13 protein-coding genes are annotated in these 22,381 nt (G+C 57.4%); 7 read left to right on the top strand and 6 right to left on the bottom strand.

The features are described 5' to 3' along the window. Window positions 1-484 precede the first annotated feature (484 nt). The 4 genes from ETAA8_RS18835 (at window position 485) to ETAA8_RS18820 (ending at window position 7,573) form a co-directional block, all read left to right on the top strand. Window positions 485-3,019 carry a DUF1588 domain-containing protein gene (locus tag ETAA8_RS18835; protein ID WP_145091730.1) on the top strand — a complete coding sequence of 845 codons (2,535 nt, stop codon included), beginning with the start codon at window positions 485-487 and terminating at the stop codon, window positions 3,017-3,019. Next, window positions 3,016-4,425, top strand: a complete 1,410-nt coding sequence (locus tag ETAA8_RS18830) for a DUF1552 domain-containing protein (RefSeq protein WP_145091728.1) — start codon at window positions 3,016-3,018, stop codon at window positions 4,423-4,425. The genes ETAA8_RS18835 and ETAA8_RS18830 overlap by 4 nt, the downstream gene beginning before the upstream one ends. A 51-nt stretch (window positions 4,426-4,476) precedes the next feature. After that, window positions 4,477-6,075: a sulfatase family protein gene (locus tag ETAA8_RS18825; RefSeq protein ID WP_238397420.1), complete on the top strand. Its 1,599-nt coding sequence runs from the start codon at window positions 4,477-4,479 to the stop codon at window positions 6,073-6,075. Between the two features lie 124 nt (window positions 6,076-6,199). Further along, window positions 6,200-7,573, top strand: a complete 1,374-nt coding sequence (locus ETAA8_RS18820) for a sulfatase (protein WP_145091726.1) — start codon at window positions 6,200-6,202, stop codon at window positions 7,571-7,573. A 93-nt stretch (window positions 7,574-7,666) separates the two neighbouring features. On the opposite strand, the gene ETAA8_RS18815 is transcribed toward ETAA8_RS18820, so the two are convergent. Further along, window positions 7,667-7,990: a type 2 periplasmic-binding domain-containing protein gene (locus ETAA8_RS18815; protein ID WP_145091723.1), complete on the bottom strand. Its 324-nt coding sequence runs from the start codon at window positions 7,988-7,990 to the stop codon at window positions 7,667-7,669. Between ETAA8_RS18815 and ETAA8_RS18810 the strand changes: the two genes are divergently transcribed. Next, entirely contained in the window at window positions 7,989-9,311 is a 1,323-nt protein-coding gene (locus tag ETAA8_RS18810; RefSeq protein ID WP_145091720.1) for a DUF1552 domain-containing protein, read from the top strand. The genes ETAA8_RS18815 and ETAA8_RS18810 overlap by 2 nt on opposite strands. A 108-nt stretch (window positions 9,312-9,419) precedes the next feature. After that, the gene (locus tag ETAA8_RS18805; protein ID WP_145091716.1) at window positions 9,420-11,861 is read left to right on the top strand and encodes a DUF1588 domain-containing protein; all 2,442 of its coding nucleotides are present in this window, start codon (window positions 9,420-9,422) and stop codon (window positions 11,859-11,861) included. Window positions 11,862-12,047: 186 nt separating this feature from the next. Here the strand turns inward: ETAA8_RS18805 and ETAA8_RS18800 are convergent, their stop codons facing one another. The 4 genes from ETAA8_RS18800 to istA form a co-directional block, all read right to left on the bottom strand. Continuing rightward, entirely contained in the window at window positions 12,048-12,554 is a 507-nt protein-coding gene (locus tag ETAA8_RS18800; RefSeq protein WP_145091712.1) for a gluconokinase, read from the bottom strand. Between the two features lie 340 nt (window positions 12,555-12,894). Further along, the gene (locus tag ETAA8_RS18795) at window positions 12,895-14,169 is read right to left on the bottom strand and encodes a M48 family metallopeptidase (protein WP_145091709.1); all 1,275 of its coding nucleotides are present in this window, start codon (window positions 14,167-14,169) and stop codon (window positions 12,895-12,897) included. A 974-nt stretch (window positions 14,170-15,143) separates the two neighbouring features. Then, window positions 15,144-15,965: an IS21-like element helper ATPase IstB gene (gene istB, locus ETAA8_RS18790; RefSeq protein ID WP_145086466.1), complete on the bottom strand. Its 822-nt coding sequence runs from the start codon at window positions 15,963-15,965 to the stop codon at window positions 15,144-15,146. Next, window positions 15,962-17,476: an IS21 family transposase gene (gene istA, locus ETAA8_RS18785; RefSeq protein ID WP_145086469.1), complete on the bottom strand. Its 1,515-nt coding sequence runs from the start codon at window positions 17,474-17,476 to the stop codon at window positions 15,962-15,964. The genes istB and istA overlap by 4 nt, the downstream gene beginning before the upstream one ends. A 101-nt stretch (window positions 17,477-17,577) precedes the next feature. Here istA and ETAA8_RS18780 point away from each other — a divergent pair, with 101 nt between their 5' ends. Next, a complete protein-coding gene (locus tag ETAA8_RS18780; protein WP_315851591.1) occupies window positions 17,578-18,861 on the top strand; it encodes a sulfatase-like hydrolase/transferase in 1,284 nt (427 codons plus the stop codon). Between the two features lie 86 nt (window positions 18,862-18,947). On the opposite strand, the gene ETAA8_RS18775 is transcribed toward ETAA8_RS18780, so the two are convergent. Further along, on the bottom strand, window positions 18,948-22,361 hold the full coding sequence (locus ETAA8_RS18775; RefSeq protein ID WP_145091703.1) for an exo-rhamnogalacturonan lyase family protein: 3,414 nt from the start codon (window positions 22,359-22,361) through the stop codon (window positions 18,948-18,950). Window positions 22,362-22,381: the final 20 nt, after the last annotated feature.

Below are 22,381 nucleotides of genomic sequence, written 5' to 3'. Positions count from 1 at the left end.
TTGCGTTAAGCTAAGTCGGTCTTAGCCACCACTTACCAAACTCCGGTCGTCCCCAATGCTCGTCAAATGTCCGTAGCCTCGACATTCGTTGTGCATGGATGATTATGGTGATTCAGTGGCTCGTCGAAGGAGCGTCGAGCCGTGTTGGCGGGCTGCACATTCGCTTAATTGGCCGGCTCGAATGGTAACGCTGACTTGAGTACGCACAGCCGCAACTTCCCGTCGCTGCAACGTCGAAATGCGAATGTCTTGTCTACCATGATCTCCTCGCCGTCCGGTCCGGTCAGGTAATGGAGCGGCCGTTCAACACCAGCAAATGCATCAGCGGTTCGTAGCTAAGCTCGGCGGCGAAGTGCGAAGCCTGTCGTCAAAACATGCTATTTTGTCGCTAAAACGATTTGCAATTCCGCTATTTTGAGAAGGACCGACGCCCGGAATCTCCGCACCTCCACCGCAGCCTGCGCGCAAGCGTAGGCAAACTGCAATGCGATATTCATACTTCTTGTTGGCGTGTTGCCTGGCCCTGCTTCCAGCGGTTGTGCATGCGCAGGCACAAGAGAGCATCGCTATTCCGCCGCACGTAAGCCAGGCTTTCCTGCGCTACTGCGGCGAATGCCATGGAAATGAAACGAGCGAAGCGGACATAAATCTAGCCAAACTAGTCACGCTGGAGACGAGCGAACAACTGGAATTGCTCAACAGAGTGCAGGATCAGTTGTTCTTCCGCACGATGCCGCCGACCGATTCGCGACAACCCAGCGAAGAGGATCGAACTTCGCTCGTGAATTGGCTCCGCGGCGAATTGCGAAAACATGGCGCTTCGAAACTCGATGAAAAGCTCCGCTATCCTGCCTACGGCAACTATGTCGAGCACGAGCTCTTATTTGGTGGCAAGGTCAAGGCTGCGGCGTTTACTCCTGCTCGCCGTTGGCTGGTCAGCCCGCAGATTTTCACCGAGCGCGTACTGGACGTATTTCAATTGCAAGGACGCGAACGAGATTCGTTTCGGTTGCAGGGGTTTGCCGGAGTGACCAATCCCTTTGTCTTGCCAGATCAATCGGGAGTGCGCTATTACGATCAGGGCACGCTCGATGGAGGAACCTTGTTGGTGATGTTGGGCAACGCTCAGTGGATCGCTGATAAGCAACTCCGCGCCGCGCGTGTGAAACACGGGGAACTGGATGCGAACGAATTCGAAAATGTCCGCGACCGCTGGTACCCCAAGACCACGCCCCCAGCCCTGGAGGCCATCGTCCTCAAGAATGAAGCGCCCACGGATGCGGAACTCACAGCGGCGATTCAAAGCCAATTTGCTTGTGTGCTGCAGCGTGCGGCGACGGCAGATGAGTTGCGAAAGTATGTCGCCTTGACGCGCGATGCCATTCAACTTGGCGGCAACTCCGCCGGCCTGCGGCAAATGTTGGTGACGGTCCTCTTGGAATCCGAGTTTCTCTACCGGTTGGAATTCGGCGCCGGCCAACCAGACGAAAATGGCCGCGTTCGACTTGCCCCGCGCGAGGCCAGTCTTGCGATCGCTTATGCGCTCGGTGACCGCGGGCCAGATGCCATCTTGCTTCAGGCAGCGAGCGAAGGTCGGCTGAACACGCGCGAGGACTATCGCCGTGAAGTCGAGCGACTACTGGCCGATAAAACTTATTTTCAGGCTCCGGTCGATCCGTCGCTGAACGGCAAACACATCCAGTCGCACGTGGTCTCGCATCCGAAGCTGGTCCGCTTCTTTCGCGAGTTCTTCGGCTACACCGGCGCGCTGAAGGTTTTCAAGGATAGTCCCCGCAGCGGCGGCTATTATCAAAATGCCGATCGCGGGCACACCGGCACGCCTGGCTGGTTAATTCAGGAAGCGGATGAGCTCGTGATCTGGTGCCTGGACCAGGATCAAAAGGTCTTTGAAAACCTGCTTACGACCGATCAATTCTTCGTGTTTCACAACCTGGACACCAAGGCTGGTCAAGCCTGCATCGCTGAATGGCGAGAGGTGTATGAAAAACTGCAAGGGACTCCGTGGAAGACCGAACCCGAGCAAGTGATGGCGGACCATCGGCAACTGCTCGGTGCCGCGAAGATCATCGACGCTCGCGAGAAAGAGCTTTGGAAGCAAAAACGGTCGTTCCTGTCTTACATGTACTACTTTCAGGACACTTTTGGCCGCGGCACGATCCCCTTCACGCGCGGACCATTCACCCACGGCTATTCCTATACGCATTCGCAGAGCTATAGCCTGCCGCCGTTGCCCACGCGCGATCGTTATATCGGCGTAGAAACCGACCGTTACAAAGAGCCTAGCGATAAGCCCATGTATTGGAGCTATCCCGTCGAGCAGCCGTTCCAAATTGCGAATCGCAAGGGATTGCTAACGCATCCTGCTTGGCTCGTAGCGCATTCGAGCAATTTTCATACAGATCCGATCAGACGTGGTCGCTGGATTCGCGAGAAACTCCTCGCCGGCCGCGTGCCCGACGTGCCAATTACCGTCGATGCGCAGGTTCCGGACGATCCGCACAAAACGCTTCGCCAACGAGTCGAGATCGTGACGCACAACACCGAATGTTGGAAGTGCCATCAGCACATGAACCCACTCGGGCTGCCGTTTGAGAGTTTCGACGACTTCGGCCGCTTCCGTACCCAGGAAAGTCGGGAGCATCCCGAGAACCTGGTTCGTAAAGGAAACGGCAAGGATGTCGCCGATGTTTACCAGACCAGCCCGATCGATTCCAGCGGCGTGCTCAGCGGCACGGGCGACGCCAACTTGGACGGCGAAGTGCCAGATGCCTTCGAAATGATCGATCGGCTCGCGCGCTCGGAACGAGTCCGGCAATCGATCATTCGTCATGCCTTCCGGTTCTTCCTGGGCCGCAATGAAATGCCCTCCGACGCGCAAACCTTGATCGATGCAGATCAAGCGTATGTGTCGAGCGACGGCAGTTTTCGCGCGGTCGTCGTTTCGCTGTTAACTTCTGACTCATTCATCTACCGCAAACCAATCCAGGATCAGCCATGACAACGACTCGCCGGCAATTCAACACGCAAGCGTTGCTGGGAACAGGTGCCTTGGCGCTCCTGCCGCAGACTTTGCTCGCCGATACTGCGTTAGCAAAACCGCCGATGCGATTCATTTTTCTGCATCGCGGGAACGGTTTGTTTCCCCGTGTCTTGGTGCCGCCAACGTTCTCGAAAGAACTGAAGGACAAGGAACAACAAAAGGCTGGGTTCGAAGTCGATCTCGACAAGCACGATCTGCCGGCCTGGCTGAGTCCGCTGTCCGCCCACAAGGAGAATTTGACACTGTTGCAGGGGTTGTCGGGCAAGATGTGCACGACCGGGCATCACTCGTGGTGCTCTTCGCTCGGCGTTTTCAAAGCCAACGAACGTGTGAGTTCCATTCGTTGGGCCACTGTCGATTTTGAATTGGCGAAGATGTTTCCCTCGCCCCTTGAGCACATCGAACTCGCCTGCTTTCCGCTCGATGGCGGCAATCCGCGCGGCAGCCTGAACGGCATCGCCCAGGGGTTCTCTGCGCGCGGTCCTCAACAGCCGAATTATGCATTCGGTTCGCCGCGCGTGGCACTGCAAGAACTCTTCAAGTCGGTGGCGACCAACGCAGACGAGCGGATCCGCTATCAACTCGAACGAAAGGTGCTCGATTTTGTGGCCCGCAACGAAGCTAGCCGACTGAGCACGGTCGCTGGGGCCGAACAAGCCAAACTCAAGCGATATTCGGACGCCCTCGATGCCGTTCAGGAGCGCAATCGCCGGGTCGATCTCATGACCGAAGTACTGCGGCAACACACACCTAAGCTAGCCGACAAGTATTTAAACGATGAAATGACCACGCTGGATCGGCAAGCCGGGCACGTCGAGGTTTTGCTGGCTGCACTAATTTCAGGTTTGACGAACGTCGTTGCCTTCACCATCGATGAACTTGGCCATCACTACACGGGCATTCCGGGCTTAGAGACCGAGAAGGTCAACATGCACGACATCGGCCACGGCAAGGCAATGGGCGGCGTGCCTGCAGAGGAGATTCGCTCCCGCTGCGAGCAATACCACATGACGCTTGTCGATCGTATCGTGACGCGACTCAAGAGCGTGCGTGAAGGGGACGGCACGATGTTCGACAACACCATGCTGCTGTACTTCCCGGATAGCGGCGAAACGCACCACAGCGTGGGATTGGAGTTTCCGTTCGTTGTACTTTCGGGTCGCAATTGCCCGCTAAATATCGCCCGCCGCTACATTCGCATGCCAAACTACGGCCAACCAGGACACAAGACGCTCGGCAATTGGTACACGACCATTCTCAACGCGTTTGGCAACCCGATTCCCCACTATGGCGATCTGGATACCGGTCTCGCGAAATATCACATCGATCAAAAGGGACCAATTAAGTCGTTCTTGCAGTTATGATGGGTGCGCGAAAATTACATTCCGCGTGATTCAGGCCAGGAGAGAACAACTGTGAAATCGACGCTCGCTTTCTTCGCACTTATCGGCCTGTTGTGCGGGCAAGTGTTGGCTGCTGCCGATAAGCCCAACATTCTGTTCATCTTCTCGGACGATCACGCGCAGCATGCTATCTCCGCCTATGGTTCAAAGGTGAACCAGACGCCGCACTTGGATCGCCTCGCCAAGGCGGGCGCTCGCTTTACCAATAGCTTCGTCACGAATTCAATTTGCACGCCCAGCCGCGCGACACTGCTCACGGGGCAGTATTCGCATCTTAACGGCGTCCCGGTCTTCAATCGCTTTGACGGCGGCCGCGACCATGCAGCGAAGCACCTCCAAGCCGGCGGCTACCACACCGGCATGATCGGCAAGTGGCACCTGGGGAGCGATCCTACCGGGTTTGACCGCTGGATCGCGCTGCCCGGCCAGGGAGCGTACTGGAATCCGCAGTTCCTGCTGCCGGGAAAGAAGAAGCTCACCATCGAAGGGCACTGCACGGACATCACGACCGACTTAGGCATCGAATGGATGAAAACGCGGCCGAAGGACAAGCCCTTTTTCTTGATGCTGCATCAAAAGGCTCCCCATCGCGCGTGGGAGCCTGCCAAGCGGCATCTCGAGATGTTCAAAGACAAGCTCATCCCCGAACCGGAAACACTCTTTGACGACTACGCCACGCGGCCAACCGCGCTTCCCAAGAACCAGCAAACGGTCGCTCGCAATCTCACACGCCGTGATTTAAAGCTCATGCCTCCTGCCGACCTCAAGGGTCCTGCTTTGCAGAAGTGGTTGAACACCAGCCCGACGGAACTGGAAGTGGATGGCAAGACACTCACCGGCAAGGAACTCGTGCAATGGAAATACCAGAAATACATGCGCGACTATCTGGGCTGTGTGCAGGGCGTAGATGACGGCGTAGGCAAGGTACTCGATTATCTCGACGAGGCCGGGCTGGCGGAAAATACAATCGTCATCTACTCCGCCGACAACGGCTGGTATCTGGGAGATTTGGGGCTGTACGACAAGCGGTTCATGTACGAGCCCGGTTTGCACGTGCCGCTGATTGTTCGTGGTCCGGGCGTTACCAAAGGGAGCGTCCCCGCACAGTTCGTGGCGAATATCGATCTGGCACCGACGTTCATTGATCTCGCCGGTCTTCCCGTGCCTGAGTTCATGCAAGGCCGCTCCTTCGCTCCGCTGCTGCGTGGCGAGTCGCCCGCCGACTGGCGCACCACGATGTATTACCGCTATTACCACGACCCCGGCCACCACAATACGGCGGCCCATCTCGGTGTGCGCACGGCTACGCACAAGCTGATCCACTACTGGAAGCAAGATGCGTATGAGCTGTTCGACCTCACTGCTGACCCGCACGAGCAGCGGAATCTGTTGCACTCTCCGGCCGATGCGCAGCAGCCGGCCGTGGCTGCCAAGTTCACTGAATTAAGAGCGGAACTGGCTCGCTTGCAGCAGCAATACAAAGATACCGATGACCTCTACGCCGATCCCACTACTTGGCCCGCGGGGAGCGCCGATGGCCCGTGGGATGCCTACCAGGTCACAGGCAACAAAACGGTAGCCGAAGCTATCCAGGCTGCAGTGCAACATTGAAATCAGATTCCTGATGGGCGACCATACTGGCTAGGAATCGAACTCTTCTGCAAGGCGAGACTGGCCGCGAAGTAATCTTGCCGGCACAACAGGCATCACTACTTAGCGTCAGCGGGAATCAATCATGAAACTACGTGCGTGCATTGTCTTGGCCTTACTCGCTGCTATCTCGACCGCAGTGTCGCATGCGGCTGATAAAGAAACGATTTCCCGGCCCAACATTGTCTTCGTTCTGATTGACGACTTTGGCTACTCCGACTGCGGGGCTTACGGTGCCAAGGACATTCGCACACCAAATATCGACCGGCTAGCTCGCGAAGGAGTGAAATTCACTGATTTCTATGCCAATGCGCCGGTCTGCACTCCGACTCGGTGTGGGTTCATCACCGGCCGCTGGCAGCAGCGCGTCGGGTTTGAATGGGCGATGGGGTTCTCTGCCGAATCGTTTCGGCGGAAAGGAGACGCCTGGGTTCCGGAAACAGACATCCACGGACTGGGACTGCCGACGAGCATTCCGACGTTGCCAAAGATGCTTCAAGCCGCCGGCTACGCGACGGGGGCCTTCGGCAAGTGGCATCTTGGCTTGAAAGACGAATACAACCCGACGAAGCATGGCTTCGACGAGTACTTCGGCGAGTTGCTCGGCCACTCCGATTACTACACGCACTCGTACTATGACGGGACCTATGCGCTGCGCGACGGTATGAAGCCGGTAAAAGTAGAAGGCTATCTGACCGATCTGATTAATCGCCGCGCCGTCGATTTCGTGCGCAAGCATGCGAAAGAACCGTTCTTTTTGTACGTGCCGCACCTGGCGGTGCATTGCCCGTATCAGCCCCCGGGGCGGCCGCTGCCGAGTGTCACGAAAGCCAATATGTACCATGGCGATCGCCCCACCTACGCCGCGATGGTCGAGAAGGTGGATGAAGGCGTCGGCATGCTGCTGGCCGAACTAGAGAAGCAGGGAGTGCTCGATAACACACTGTTCGTGCTCAGCAGCGACAATGGCGGCGAACGGTACTCAGACAATAGCCCGCTGTTTCATCACAAATCCACATTGTGGGAAGGAGGCATTCGCGTCCCCTGCTTGATGCGCTGGCCTGCCCGATTGCCTCAGGGCAAAGTCACGAATCAGGTCGGCATCACGATGGATTTGAGTGCCACTTTCGCCGCTATCGCGGGCGCGAAACCGGCCGTGGATCGGCCCTTTGACGGCATCAATCTGCTCCCCATTTTGGCCGATGAACAATCAGCCCAGACGCGCACACTTTGCTGGCGCATCGATCGAGTCGCCCGTCAACAGAAATCCGTCCGGCATGGTCCTTGGAAGTACATTCAGGACAGCAACGTCGAGATGTTGTTCAATCTGGAGAGTGACATTGGCGAGCGGCACGACGTCTCGTTTCAGAACCCAACGGTTTTCGCCGACCTCAAGGACCGCCTGGCTGCGTGGGAAGCGGAAATGGCCCAGGAGCGGACGGAGTTCCTGGTGAAGTGACTCAACGGTTTCGTCCTAAAGGTTGCCCAGAGAAACAGTTGGCAGGTCTCAGAGATGGTGGCGTCTCGCTTAGGGACATTGTTTTGAAGTGAACTAGAGTGACGCCCATGTGCTGCATCGATTGACGTAAGTTGAGAAATAGTAATATTGAGGGGTGTTCAAATATCCCGAAGCAGAAGGTTTACTTTTGCCGATGATTTTCAACGTAAACCACCCGATGTAGCGGGTAATAAATGGACAAGTTGGATTGTTTGCAGCGGACAGCACTGGTGACTTACGTCGACTAGAGCAGGTGCCAAATAAAGCCTCGACTTCGAGCATCTCAATTGGTGATGCGCGTGAGTCCATGGGGTATTTCTCATTTACTTCTGCTGCGATTGAAAACCCACGCGGCACTCTTACTGAAAGATCGATCATGCTGAACCGCAGAAACGTGCTGCAGGGAATAGCTGCTGGTGCGGGCCTCTCGCTGCTTCCCGAGGCCCTCCTGGCCTCACCGAAGAGCAGTTCGCCTGCGACGAGCGGTTCGCCGAAGCGAATCGTCTTCTTCCTGCAAAATCAGGGCTTCGATCCAGCGACCTGCATTCCCAGCGAGATGACCACCAGTGGCTCGTTGGCCAAGGCTCAGCTACCTGAGCCCATCCAGGCACTCGAGCCGTACAAGGAACGGCTCCACATCATCAGCGGCTTGCACGGTTTGCACACCAGCCCATCGCACAGCGCCTTCTTTGGCGCGCTCGGCGGTTTTCGCGGAGGTGACGGCACTCCGCCCAGCGCTGCGACGATTGACTATGAACTGAGCAAGGTTCTGCCGCCGACGCTGCTGCCTCATCTGTGCATCGGCATGGACTCGATGGAGAACATGACGTCCAAGCCAACGATTGCCACGCTGTCTGCCAGTGGCGCTGGCCAGCCGATCTTCATGCACTCGAATCCGAATCATCTTTATCAGATGCTGTACGGCGGCATCTCCACCGGCGACATCCGGCAGCAGCACGAAGCCCGCTCGAACGTGCTCAATCAGATCGAACGGCTGGCCGCCGCCAAGGGCGAATCTCTGCCGGTCGGAGACAAGGAGCGTTACGGACAGTTTGTGCAGGGATTCAAGGACGTGAACGGGCTGCGTGATCGGCTCGACACGGTCGCCGCCCACCTGCAAAAGTTCGCGCCGAAGGTCGACGAGCGCTACACCAAGCCGCAGTTCGAAACCGATTGGCACGACTGCTTGTTGGACCTCGGCATCTCGGCGCTCGCTGCGGGCATTACCAACACGCTGACGATTGGGTCGGGCCGCGGCGAGATCTTCGGTGCCTGGAAAGGGCTGGGAATCGAGCAACAAGGGCACAATTTGGGGCACATGCAACAGCCCGGCAATCCGATCTGGATCAAGATCCGTCAATACAACACCCGCATGCTGGTGCGGATCATGGAAGCGCTTGAGGGTGTACCTGAAGGGAGCGGCACGATGATGGACAACACGTTGATTGTCTACACCAGCAACAACGCGGACAAACAGCACACCAGCGGGGCCAACTGGCCGGTCATGCTGCTGGGCAATTGTGGCGGCATCTTCAAAACCGGCTGCTTTACGCGACTGGACGGCAAGCGGCCGATCAACGCGCTCTATGCGACGCTCCTGCGTGCTGCAGGTCAGAATGTCGAGCGTTTCAACATGACCGAACAGTTGGCCCGAAAGTTCGACAACCAAACCGGTCCGCTCCAAGAAGTGCTGGCCTAACCGTAGGCGAGTCACTCCGTGACTCGTCCATCGTCGTGCTAGGCAATGAACCGCTGGGAAGTAGCTAAAACTTGCGAGTCACGGAGTGGCTCGTCTACGGGATATTTCATGCAAAGTCACGTAACACCGCTGGCCTTCGTACTGTTCTGCGCACTATTGTCGGCAGGTGCCGCCGAGACTTACACGCCCGGTCAAACCGTTAACAAGGATTTCAACAGCTTTGCCGGGGCGTTTCTTGCCAAGCACTGCGTGGACTGTCATGGCCAGACAGATCCTGAAGGAAAGCTCTCGCTTCACGACTTAGGCCCTGTGGATGAAGTCAATTCCGGAACTTGGAAAGCAATCTGGGCGCAGGTCACGCTCAAGGAAATGCCCCCCAAAGACGCTGACCAGCCCCACGTGATTGCGAGGCTGCAGTTTTCTGATTGGATTGTCGGCGAATTGACACGCGTGCTGCGCGACAAGGGCGGGTTCCGCGCGCACCTCGACCCAGACAAAGGCAATTTCGTCGATCACAGCCTGCTCTTCGGTCCCTTGCCCGCCGGCATCAAGCTCGCACCGACTTCTTCACCGGCTCGCCTTTGGCGGGTGACGCCGCAGGAACACATCACGCGGCTGAATGAACTAATCAACACGGAGCCGACGTTCGATCCATCCAAGCCCGGACTGCGCACGCATGGCGATGCCGTTCCGACCAACCACGGCGGCGAGCTCAAGCTCTACTTCGGTACGGACAACATCATCCAGTGGCAGGGTGGGACCGTGGCCTACGCGACGGCGGTTAAGAGCGTCCCCGCCGTTTTGGCATCGGCTCGCAATCACGGGCTCGAGAACTATCCGCACTTCTATTCGGTCAACAGCGCCGAAGCGACGCAGATTATGGACGTGGCCAAGGACATCATTCGTTATATGGCGTACGGTCCGCTCAGTATCGCCAATCCTGAACAGATCACCGACGATCCCAAGACCTACAAACTCGTCGGCGACCAGCGCGGTCTGCCCACGAGCCTGGTCTACAGCACCAAAGTCCTGCAGCCACTGACTCCCGTGCATGACCTGATGAAGGAAGATGGCGTCACCGACGAGCGTTTGCGTGCCGCGGTGGATTACCTGTTTGAAGCGTTGACGTTCCGGCAGCCGACAGAAACGGAATCCAACAACTACCTCGCAATCGTGAAGCAATCGATCGAAAAACTAGGCAAGAAGGACGGTGCAGTCCTCGGCCTGTCAGCTATTTTCCTCGATCGCGATGCACTCTTTCGACCGGAACTCTGTGCATTCGGCAAACCAGACGAGTACGGTCGTGTGATGCTCCAGGATTGGGAACTGGGGTTGGCAATCAATCACGCCCTGCGATATCTCAAGCCGGAAGAAGAACTACAGAAGGCGATCGTCGATGGGCGCATGCGGACGCGGGAGGATGTCAAACGAGAGGTTCAGCGCATGCTGGCCGATGATCGCATTCGCAAGCCGCGCGTCTTGCAATTCTTCCGAGATTATTTCGATTACGACCAGGCTGGTTACATTTGCAAAGATACGAAGGCACTGGCGGAAACGGGCGCGAGCGCTCAAGGCGACGCCCACTACCGCGCCATGTTCGACGCCGCAGCGAGCACGGATCGCTTAATCGAACTCATCCTTGAGGAAGACAAAGATGTTTTCCGGCAGTTGCTGACCACGAGCAAGGTCGTCGCGACCAAGGCCGACGAAGTTTATTTCGGCGAACGCCTGTCGAAGGAAGAGTCGGCCGCCGCGGCTGCAGCGAAAAAGACCGCTGAAGAGCCAGCGCAGAAGAAGAAGGCCGCCAAGCAGAAAAAGCGAACGAACGAAAACCCGAATGTCGCCAAAGCCGATTTGTCCGGCCCAAAAACCTTCGTTCGCGTCAGCCGGCGGAGCTTCGGCAGTGGTTCCATGCAGCCAGACCGCATCCTCGCCACAGTTCCTGAAGGACAACGCCTCGGCATTCTGACCCATCCAAGCTGGCTCGTTTCTCACTCCGATGCGATGGATAATCACGCCATTCGCCGCGGTAAGTGGATTCGCGAACGGCTGCTGGGGGGCGGCATTCCCGACGTACCGATCACCGTCGATGCCATGCTGCCCGATGAGCCAAAAAACACCCTGCGAGAGCGGATGCGAGTCACCAGAGAAAATTACTGCTGGAGTTGCCACAAAAAGATGGACCCGCTCGGGCTGCCATTCGAAATGTACAACCACGCGGGTTTGTACCGGACCACGGAACTCGACCAAGCCGTCGACACCACGGGCGAGATCATCGATTCCGGCGACCATGCGCTGGACGGAAAAGTTACGAATGCCATCGAGCTGATTCAAAGGCTCGCGGAAAGCGAACGTGCTGAACAAGTGTTCGTCCGCCACGCTTTCCGCTTCTGGATGGGCCGGAATGAAACACTGAACGACGCCCCCGTGCTTCAGGCGGCGCACCGTGCTTACATAGACGGCGGCGGCAGCATGGACGCTCTACTCATCTCGTTGCTCACCAGTGATGCGTTTCTCTACCGCAACACTTCTCTAACTCAACAGGAGTGAGCCAGCGATAACCGAGAGCCAATCGGATTGTGTCGCCGCTCTGCACAGCGAGCCAATACTGACACTTCCGTTTAAGTCATCCTGATCCGAGGCCAGCGACGGCAGGACATCAATTGCGGGTCGGTCGAGAGACGACCGAGTCGAACTGATGACTCCCTTCAAATTCTGTAAATCTCTCCAACGTTCTTAAGGTGGAGCTGCCTCTCGCAGTTGCAGTTCACGCAAGATTCGTTCAGCGATGATTTCGGGAGCGGGGGTAATGTCGACCCGAATGGCATCGACGGGTGGCTCTAAAGTTTCGAACTGACTTTGCAGCAGTCCTGGCGGCATAAAATGTCCTCGGCGTTCCGCTTGTCGTTTAGCGATCAATTCCGGGCTACCGTGCAAGTATACAAACCGCACCACTTCGGGCCGATCCGCTCTTAAATAGTCGCGGTAGTTGTGCTTAAGAGCCGAACAGGCAAGCACTAAACTCTTGCCGCGACTGTCAGCACCTTCGAGGTATTCGCGCAGCGAGTTCAACCAGGGAAGCCGGTCATCGTCGTTTAGTGGCAAACCGTGACGCATCTTTTCAACATTTGCTGTTGGGTGGAAGTCGTCGGCGTCGACGAACTGCCAGTCAAGATCTGCGGCTAACAGCTTACCGACGGTGGTCTTACCTGAGCCCGAGACTCCCATCAACACGACAATCATGATGCGCCCCTTCGTAGATCCGCGCGGAGAACTTTCTCTCGCTGCTTTCCTCTTTGACTTTTTGAAGACCGATCTGAGCAATCCGCTAACTTAGCGGAGCCTTGACTGATGAGCGATCAGTTCGGCGGCGTGTCACGCAAACGATGTATGCCGTCGACAAACTGATGTTTGACTTGCCGGCCGGCATCACGCACGATCGCTTCGCTGACAAAGTCCGTGAAATGCACATCCTATGCCGCGACCTGCGCTGGAAACGGCGATTTGAGGTACGAATGGCATTTGCTGTAGCGGAGCTAAATCTAGGCCAGCTCGCCCAGCCCTTTGACCGTGATCCAAAAGCCTACGGACTTCGTAGCATGATCGTTCGACGTGGAACCGCCGAATCGAATTCATTCGCGGGTGAATTCTGGCCGAGGCTTTCGAGCAGATGGGGAATGCTGCCGACTAGATCGGAGGCGGGGCCGCTGGGGTCTGCACCGAAGTTAGGATAGGCGGAGACTGCAAGAAGGCGATCTTTTAGTGCAGGGTGCGAATCCCAGTAGTAATCTCGTTCAAGGTGCTCTAAACGATCTCTCAGGAATTGTTGCGCGCGGACGGTAACGTCCTTCCATTCCTCACTAAACTGTTCGTAGATTGTGCGGGTGTCGCTGCTCCTACCAATGCGGGAATCTTCGATTCGTTGCTCAACTAAGGCGTCGAAGCGATTGGCGACGAACCACTCCTGAAGGAGCGTCCGTCGAGCAACGTCACCTCCAAAGACCTCCGCACTACGGCAGTCGGCCGCAATTTCTTGTCCCCGTTGCACCGGCGCGATCAGCAGTGTGAACGTTTGATAACTAATCCATTCAATCGCGATTGCAGGGTTAAGCCAGGAAATAGGGCTCTTGCCTGCACGTACAAGCGAATTGCGAAGTGACTGCGAAAATCGAAAGAAAAACACGGCAAGAGTTGTGTCTTGTTGCCGAAAATGGGTAAGTTCATGCCCAACGATTACGGCAAGTTCATCGGCGCGCAAAATGAGCAAATGGGGCAGGCCAAGCACTAAAACTAAAACGCGATGAGTCGACAAACTAAAGTGCCGCTGCTCGAACGCAAAGCAGCGAGCTTCTGCGGAGATCCAGATTTCGTGCGGGACTGGTGCTCCAATCCGGCGTGCGACGTCCGCGACATGCTGAAACAGCGCTGCCTGCCGCTGTGGATCAAGCTTAGTCCCCTCCACAAGTTCGTCCGTCGCATCGTGATGTGCGGTAAGTAGGGACGCCATTGCCGAAAAAAACCGATGTGAAAAGAGCAGGGCCAAAACAAGCCACCCACCGGCGATAAATACGGAAACCCACGTCGAATAATCGCTTGCCACGGCAACCTGCCACGCCTGTTCCACGCAACGGAGCGCGAGGACGCACAACAAGACATAATGGGTCAACACAAGCAGCGCAAGCAAAAACCGAAGCACGCCCGTGTATGGCGGCAACTTGCCACTTATGATCAAACGCCAGATGCGTTGCAAAATCGCGGTTTGATTTGGCGGGCGATTACCAAAGAGTGCCAGCCTACGAAAGTGCTGCGTTCGCGAGTATTGCTTTCGTGGCACTTCACCGCATCCGGGTAGGGGCATATCTGAACTTCCTACCGTGTGGGTGCCCGGGGACGCCTTCGTTAAAAGTCACTGTGCAATTTCCGTGACATCCGCTACCTGAAAGCGCAATGTTTATTGGCTGATTCTGCCGTCATATGGCTAGACCGAGGACTCGCAGCCATCAGGCGTAAGCCACCTAAAAGAGCAGTTTCCCTCTAGGCTCATTTCGTCTCAGCCAAGCAGGCTCGAAACTTTTGAGACAGCCATTTCGACCGCAGCGCCACTCCAGATTTTTTCTTACAAATGGTCAGACCGCAAGTGAACAACTGCATACCATTCAGGAGCGTTATTCTGATCGCCGTGCTTACCTCCCAGCCAGTGACAATTTTAAGCACAATCTTAACTCGCTATTAAACCACCTCGAAATGAGTAGATTATTCGGTTAAACCAGTTGCATTCACCTATACGATGTGTAAGAATCTGCTCCCAGACTGCGGGGGACCGCAGTGCACAGTGACGATCAGCCTATCCAACCTGCCAACCGGGGGTCAGGTTAGCCCAACGACTGATTGAGGTATTGCCCGGACAATTGCCACAGCCTCCGATCGTCTTTCGGCTGACGATGGTTCTACCTGAACGACTCTTCGACTACCCACCACCAAATCCCCCCATTTGAATGGCTTAATCACGCCAATCATTTTTTTCCTGAGTACGCCGCTACTCAACGTTCGTTTTCATGCTGCCGAACCGCGCCATTGGGTGGAAGAACACCCAGATAGGAGTTTTGTGTGGGCATTGCAACGCTGTGGATCGTTACCGATGACTCCTCGGCTGCGACGTCGATTCAAATTGGCGAATGGTGTAAACGACGGTCGAATAGTGCAGCGCGCGGCGGTTGAAAAGTGTGGCGCTGAGGTGGGGAAGGGTCTCAGTCTAAATCAGGGTGTTGGGGCATTCCAGTAAGAATCCTTCCTCCTCCGGAGGAGGAAGGATTGCGACGGTTGTAACGACGGCTAGGATTCTGCCGTTTCATCGGCGGGTGACAAGGATGAGGTCGCCGGTTTCGGGCGCGATCCTTTGCGGCGGCGCCGCGCGTCTTGCAAGCGATAACTTTCGCCGGTCGATTCGAGGATGTGGCAGCGGTGTGTCAGCCGATCGAGCACGGCGCCGGTCAGGCGCTCGCTGCCCAGGACTTCGGTCCATTGCTCGAACGGCAGATTGGTGGTCACGATCAACGATTGGCGTTCGTAAGCGCTACTGATGACCTCGAAGAGCAACTCCGCGCCCAGCTTACTGGCGGGGACGTAACCCAGCTCATCGAGGATCAGCAGATCGAACTTGGCTAGTGACGACTTCATCCGCAGCAGCGTCCGTTCTTCTCGGGCTTCCATAAGTTGCGTGATCAGTTCCGTCACGCGGCAGAAGCGGACCCGTTTGCCCCGCTGACAGGCGGCAATGCCAAGCGCGATGGCCAGGTGCGTCTTCCCCGTGCCCGGATGCCCGAGAAAGATCACCGACTCGCGGCGTTCCACGAACTCGCACCGCAGTAGTTCTGCCACCAGCACGCGATTGAGCGAGGGCTGGGCGGCGAAGTCGAAATCACCAGGCGATTTCAGGTTGGGAAAGCGCGCTGACTTGAGCCGCCGCTCGCTGGCACGCTTCTCACGGTTGAGTAACTCCAGCTCACACAGTTGCAGCAGAAAGCCCAGATGATCGACGTTCTCCGTCGCACACCGCTGGGCCGTTTTCTCGCAGCCCTCCAGGAACGACGGCAACCGTAGGGCCTTCAAGTGATGCTTGAGCAGCACCGTGCTTTTGGTTTCGAGAGATTTCATAACACACCTCCCGTCGTCAGCGCGCAGGTCAGTTCACGGTAAGACAGGAGATTGGGAGGAGGGATCGAGTGCGACTGCAGATGCGGATGATTGTCCAGCCGAAACCACCGCGTCGGCTCTTCCAGTCCCTGCTGCACGAGCAGCCGAATCGCATCGACGGCCAGAACGTCGATCTCCAGTGCCCGCTCAATCGCCGCAGTTAATGCAGCCAGCGAGATAGTCTCCAGCAGCCGCAAGGTTTTGATGAACTCCCGGCGGCCGTGTGCGCCGCCATCTGCTTCCAGACGCCGCCGGAGGAGATCGAAACAGTCCGGCAAGCCCCAGTTTTCCAGGGGTTTCGCGAAGTCCAAGCCCCCTGGCTTCCGCTCCAAGAGTGCCAGGTAATGCAGCGGGTTGTAATGGACCTGCTCCTTCGACCAGTCGCGTGGATGCTGGGCAACCAACTTGTCGTTAACGACCAGCCGAACTTCCTCCAGGCCGCCAATTGCGGTCACTTTCTGATGAGCATACTGCGTCGGCACCGAGTAATCGTTGCCGTCGAAGCGAACCAAGGAAAGAGAGTTGGCCTGGGCCGGTTCGACTCGCCGCGCTTCAAAGCCCGACTTCGGCAGCGGCAACAACGCAGCCTGCTCCTCTGCCAACAACGTGGCTTTGTTCGCCGGTTGTCCGCGTAACTGGCGTTCCAGATCTTCACAGCACTGCCGCTCGAGTTCGGCATTCAGCACTTCCAGGCTGCCGGTCCGTGGTACCGGCACCAGGAAGTTCCGCCGCGCGAAACCGATGAGGTTCTCCGTATGCCCCTTCTCCATCGGCCGTCGCACCAGGCAGAAGTGATGCTCAAACAGATAATGACTCTGCAGCCGTAGGAACTCACGCGTCGGCGTGTCACCCCGTTTCCCCACGAACCGGGCCACAGCAATCCGGCTGTTGTCGTAGCTGATCCGGCGGGGCACGCCGCCGAAGAACTCAAAGGCCCGCTGATGGCCCGCTTGAAACGTCTCGGTGCATTCGCGAGGAAAGACCTGCACGAAGAACGCGTCGCTGTACGGCAACGACATGACGCAGTACGCGACTTTCGTCGGCATGCCTTGCAGCACCACCTCCGCTTCGCCGAAGTCGAACTGGGCTTCGCCCGGTTGATGCGACAAGGGTAAGAACACCTCCGCCGTGGTCGTTCGCCACTCCCGCACGACCTCGCCGACCACCGTGATCCCGCCGGTGTAGCCATGCTCGGCACGCAGGCGGTCGAAGATCCGTTTAGTGGTGTGGCGCTGCTTGCGGGGCGCCGTTTTGTCCTGCTCCAGGATCTCGTGGATGATCGGCAGGAACGGATCGAGTTTGGGCCGCTCCCGGGGCAGACGTTGTCGATAACCGGGCGGCTCAGGGTGCTGCAGGATCTTTTCGAGGGTCTGCCAGTGAAGGGAAAATTCCCTGCAAACCGCTCGTTTGGATTTCTTCTCGGTCAGGACAAGACGACGGATTTCGGTCCAGTTATGCATATCTCGCAGCATGGGCTACGCTCGCGGATCGTAAGGCTTGAGACGCTGGGAAGCCTCAAATCTGCCTTACGGATTCTCACGAGCAGGGCTAGCGCTGCACTTTTCGACCGACCATCGGCTCCGCCGCGCGCTGCACTATTCGACCGTCGTTTACAGATGCGCTGCACACCAACGATCTCGAAAAGGAGCTGAAGAGTTGCGACTCGAAGGTCGACATCCAGACGCAAATCGGCACGCCGAACATCGACAAGATGGCGACTCAAGGGGTCCGATTTGAGCAATACTACGCCGGGTCCAGTGTGGGGGTTCCTGGCAACTGTTCGCTTTTGACGGGTTTGCACACCGGTCACTGTGCAATAAGGGGCGATGCACCAAAGGTCCAAAAGGTCGAAGTTTTTACCGTCGCTGAAGCTTTGTGGCAAGCGAACTACACGACAGGCATGATCGGCCGTTGGGCACTAGGAGACTATACTCCTGAAGCATCTCCTAATTCACAAGGCTACGATTATTCGTACGGCTACTTGAACAACGAACATGCCAAAACTGCTTATCCCAAGTTTCTTTATCGCAACGGACAGCGAGTGGACATTGCAGCAAATCTAGGAGAGCATCCCAATACGCTGGCGGATTTTCTCTTCAAGGACGAGGCAATTCTGTTTATGCAGCAAAATCGTCGTCGGCCGTTCTTTCTGCATGTGGGATTCGTGAGTCCCCGAGCAGCGCTTACGGCGCTTCCTAAAGATTCCCCTTTTAAGAACCGCCCCTGGACTGAAGACCAGAAATGCTACGCAGACGTCGTTCGTCGGTTGGATGGATACGTCGGCGAAATCCTTGAGACTATTCGGCGTCTCGAACTCGATCGCCGTACGATTGTCTTCTTTACTAGCGACAATGGTCCGCCGGACAATGAAGTAACTCGTTTCTTCAGCAGCGCCGGTGGACTTCGCGGTGGCAAGGGAACCCTGTACGAGGGTGGGATTCGTGCTCCCATGATCGTTTGGGGACGTAGATTTCCCGCCGGCATCATCGTTTCGACACCAACCGCGGCTTGGGATTTTTTCCCCACGGCAATGGAACTGGCCGAAGCTTGGCAGAGGCCCCGCAATTTGGATGGCGTGCATCTCTTGCGAGTCTTATCTGGAGATTCGAAGTCTATACACGAAGCCTTTTATTGGGAACTGCATGATGGCGGTTTTTCCCAATGTACGCGGCAAAATAGCTGGAAAGGTGTTGACCCCTCACCTCGAGTTGGTACCCAGCTTTACGACCTGAGCCAACGCCAAGGCCAGGAGGACCAGGATCTCTCCAAACTTCAAGCGGACGTTGTCAAACAACACTCTGAATTAAAACAACGTGCTCGTACACCCAATCCGCTATGGCAAACACCTGGTGAATGATATTCAGACAGCCAGTAAGGAAAGCAGTAGTCGCATCACAATTCAATTCTCACGATGGTTGGGGGACTTAACCGGTGCGATCTCGGTTACTTTTGCTGTGCGATCACCGGCAAGCGCGGCTCGTTTTCAAACGTTTGGAACGAAGGCGAAATGTACGGGGGCACGCCTTTCATGGCGACGAGGCAGTAGCCTGTTCCTGCGATGCTCCAGGTCTTGCCGCGATGTTCCGGTGGGACGTCGATCCGGATGACGTTCGGGCGCGTCTCCAACCCGCAACGGATCGGTGCCACCGGTACGGCGTCGGGGTTGAGAATCGCCCCCGCCGCCAACTCCAGTTTGTTGTCAAACCGGTCGCGGGTGTAACCAGGCAAAAAGCTGAGTTCGAACTGCTCCACCTCTTTCGGCACGTAGAAGAACTGAAATCCCGATAGGGTCATCGTCGATTCGGCGCCTATCTTCAGCCAGATTTTCCGATCGGGCGGCAGCAGCGGAACCGGCTGAATCAGGGTGCCGTCGTAGGTGACTGTGTAGAAGCCTGGCGGATGCTTTTCGTTCAGCACGAGTCGGCGCGACGCCAGGGCGTAAAGGCTTTCCGGGCTTTCGAGCGGTTGCGACTCGATGACGACTTGACTGTACTTGTTCACCGTGAACTCGCGACCCTCAATCTGCACCACGTCGCCAGGCTTGACCTTGGGGGGCCAGGTCTTGCGAATGGCCGTCGGGCCTTCGCGCGAGCTGCCTTGAATGACGCGCCAGTAGCCGGGACGAAGAAACTCATCGACGATCGAACCATCGGGTGCGTTCACGCGAAAGCTCACGCCGCGCGGATCTTGTTGAATGCTCCCCAGCCAGAGCGGAGTCGGCTGGTTGCCGTCGTGATGAATGATGGCCGTGATCCGCGAATGGTCTTGATCGGGCCAGGGGAACGTCCCGCCGAAATAGCCTTCGACGAGGCTCCGGGAGAACGTCGGTGGCGACATGACGTTCCAACCGACCCAGTAAGGCCACTCGGTTTGTTGAAAATCCGCCAGCTTCACTTCCGTAGAGCGGGCGGCGGCCAGCGACAGCAGTTCCGCTGTCACGCCGTCGGTCCAACTCTTCCAAAAGCGGCCGATCGTTCCGTCGAAGTCGTCGTCGCGTACGGCCGTGGTCAGCGAGTTGCGGAGGATCGTTTGGGCACAGCGCGTGGCGTACTTGCGATCACCGGTCATGTAGTAGGCATAGCTGTCGAGATACAGGCGTCCGCCGCCGCGGTTCTCGACCCAGTCGAGCAAATAATCGCGGGCCGCCGGGTCGTGCGTAAGTTCCCAGTACCGCTGTAACCAGGGAGTCCAGTCGAGCATATCGTCGTGCTTGTCGGCAGGCGTGGCCATGATCCTCGCCGCGTGATTTCGCAACTTCTCGCCCACCTTCGGGTCCCAGGTGGCTTGGTAATACTCGACCAACGTGTCGGACTGTCCGGCGGCACCGCGACCGATGTTCTGCGAGGCGGTACGGGTGATGTAGTTGCCGTGCTCCTGCGCCACGTCCCAAGCCCGACGATTGCCGGCGAAGTAGTAGTCGTACAACATGTAATCGAGGCAGGCGTTGTACGCACCGTCGGAGCCGGCGTGCCAATGGACCACGCCTTTGTAATCGCAGAGACCGCCGACGGCTTTGCGAGCGCTGTCGGTCGGTTGTTGCTCCAGCGATGTGAAGAAGTCGTTGGTCCAGTGGCAATGATCGACGTCGATGAGATGCTGCGTTTCGCGGCGGGCGTGCTGCAGGATTTCCTGATCGCCGCTGCGCCAGGCCAGCCACCATGCCACCCGCGCGTTATTGTAGTGCGTTGCTCCCCAAAGCCGGCGGTAGTCGGGCCACACGATGCCGTGTTTCGTGAGGAACATCATCTGGACGTCGCCGTAGTTCCACATTCCGAAACTGCCGAACGCGTCTTTGCTGCGAATGATCCATTTCATGCTGTTGTTGAAACGGTGTTCGATCAGCGGATACTGCTTGGCATCAGCCGCCGGAATGGGGCCAAAGACCTTTGTCGTTGCGATGTACTCCGAACTGGGAAGGATTTGCGAGTTCGCCACGAAGACGGCCGCGCGATTTGTAAAGTCGCGTCCCGCGTCGAAATTGATCAGCAACTCGTGTGTCTTGGCAATGCCGATCGCGTTCGCCAGGTACATCTTCGGGGCATATCCGCCGGCGTGCAAAGCCTTGAACTGCTTGGCGTCTTTCAGCGCCTCGGGCACTCGGAAGTCGAGCTTGTAGCCCGAATGCGCGAACGGCAACCGCCAGGCATTGTCGTCGTTGAGGGTTTCGCTTGTCTCGATGCGCGGAGCACCATGTTTCGGCCAGAAATGAACGGCCAATTCGCCTGCGGCCGGGTTGACTTCGAGCTCCAGGGGAAAGTTCTGCCAGAAGTCGCGGACCGCGAAGCCCAGATTCCCGGCCCGTACCCAGCCTTTGGCTGCCTTGCCCGTCGCGCGGGTCTCGCCGCCGGCCACCACGTCGAAAGCGTCCCACGATTTCTGTAGTAGGTGAACTGGTTCGGTAAACGTCCCTTCCACTCCGCCGAACTGCGCGGCTGACTTACCCTGTGCGAGCGGCAAGCGGAAACCGATGTCGCCGTAGGTCGTCTTCTGCGAATCCTCGGTCAGCACGAAGGTATGCTGCATCCGAATCTCCGGCTGACCGGCTGCGACATACAGACGCGTCACGAATCGGCAGAAGCCTCCCTTTGGTCGAGCCTGTGGTTCGCCCTTCGGAGTGGCGACGACGAAGTCGGGATTCACGAACCAGCCCTCAGCGCGAATCACAGCTACCTGCGGTCCCTGCATCTCGATACGAAGCTCGGCAGTGGCGTCGTGGGCCGCGCGGAATTCGCGTCCTTCACCATCGGCCAAGTACGCGCCCGATTGACTGCCTGGGGCGATCACCGACTTACCGTCGACCTCCACGGCTTGAAAGAGATTGAACCCCTGCGGCGAGCCGGGTTTGGAAATCGTGAACTTCAGGCGACCGTTGTCGACGGTGATTGCATCGGCCGTTTCGGCGATGTGCAGCGCCGATTCGGCATCGGCCGCCTTTGCGAGCCGTAAACGGTACTCGGGCGACTCGCCCGACACGGCCGCATCGACAAAATCCACTCCCAGCCACTTCACCGCATCGCCGAACTCGCTGTCCTTCGGCCCCCACACGGCCAGCACTTCGGTTTGCACGGGAATCTGGCGATCGCCACGGAACAACTCGACGCGGTCCCCCTTCTTCAGCGCACCCAATCCCAGCGGCACGCCGGTTCGGTAGTGCCACGTCTTCACGTCGGCAGCCGCCGGGGCCGAAAGCCGCAGCGGAATACCCTCGGCCGGAAATGCGGACTTCGGCGCATCGCGTAGCGTGTCGAGCACCGCTTCGTGAACATCGCGAAGTTGCGGCAACTCCGCAGCCGCGGCAGGGCATACGACGAGCAATGTCGTTAGCAACATCCGGGTAAGCGATCGCAGGTAATCCATTGAATTCGTTCTCCAGTATT

The sequence above is a fragment of the Anatilimnocola aggregata genome, assembly GCF_007747655.1.
Taxonomy (GTDB): Bacteria; Planctomycetota; Planctomycetia; order Pirellulales; family Pirellulaceae; genus Anatilimnocola; species Anatilimnocola aggregata.
The sequence above is the reverse complement of the archived record's forward strand: the minus strand, read 5'-3'. Positions and strand labels throughout refer to the sequence as shown.

Coding starts and splice junctions, on each gene's coding strand:
- ETAA8_RS18775 (WP_145091703.1), bottom strand. CDS start 22,361: ATGGATTACCTGCGATCGCTTACCCGGATGTTGCTAACGACATTGCTC.
- ETAA8_RS18815 (WP_145091723.1), bottom strand. CDS start 7,990: ATGATCGATCTTTCAGTAAGAGTGCCGCGTGGGTTTTCAATCGCAGCA.
- ETAA8_RS18810 (WP_145091720.1), top strand. CDS start 7,989: ATGCTGAACCGCAGAAACGTGCTGCAGGGAATAGCTGCTGGTGCGGGC.
- istA (WP_145086469.1), bottom strand. CDS start 17,476: ATGCTGCGAGATATGCATAACTGGACCGAAATCCGTCGTCTTGTCCTG.
- ETAA8_RS18800 (WP_145091712.1), bottom strand. CDS start 12,554: ATGATTGTCGTGTTGATGGGAGTCTCGGGCTCAGGTAAGACCACCGTC.
- ETAA8_RS18835 (WP_145091730.1), top strand. CDS start 485: ATGCGATATTCATACTTCTTGTTGGCGTGTTGCCTGGCCCTGCTTCCA.
- ETAA8_RS18795 (WP_145091709.1), bottom strand. CDS start 14,169: ATGCCCCTACCCGGATGCGGTGAAGTGCCACGAAAGCAATACTCGCGA.
- istB (WP_145086466.1), bottom strand. CDS start 15,965: ATGAAATCTCTCGAAACCAAAAGCACGGTGCTGCTCAAGCATCACTTG.
- ETAA8_RS18805 (WP_145091716.1), top strand. CDS start 9,420: ATGCAAAGTCACGTAACACCGCTGGCCTTCGTACTGTTCTGCGCACTA.
- ETAA8_RS18830 (WP_145091728.1), top strand. CDS start 3,016: ATGACAACGACTCGCCGGCAATTCAACACGCAAGCGTTGCTGGGAACA.
- ETAA8_RS18820 (WP_145091726.1), top strand. CDS start 6,200: ATGAAACTACGTGCGTGCATTGTCTTGGCCTTACTCGCTGCTATCTCG.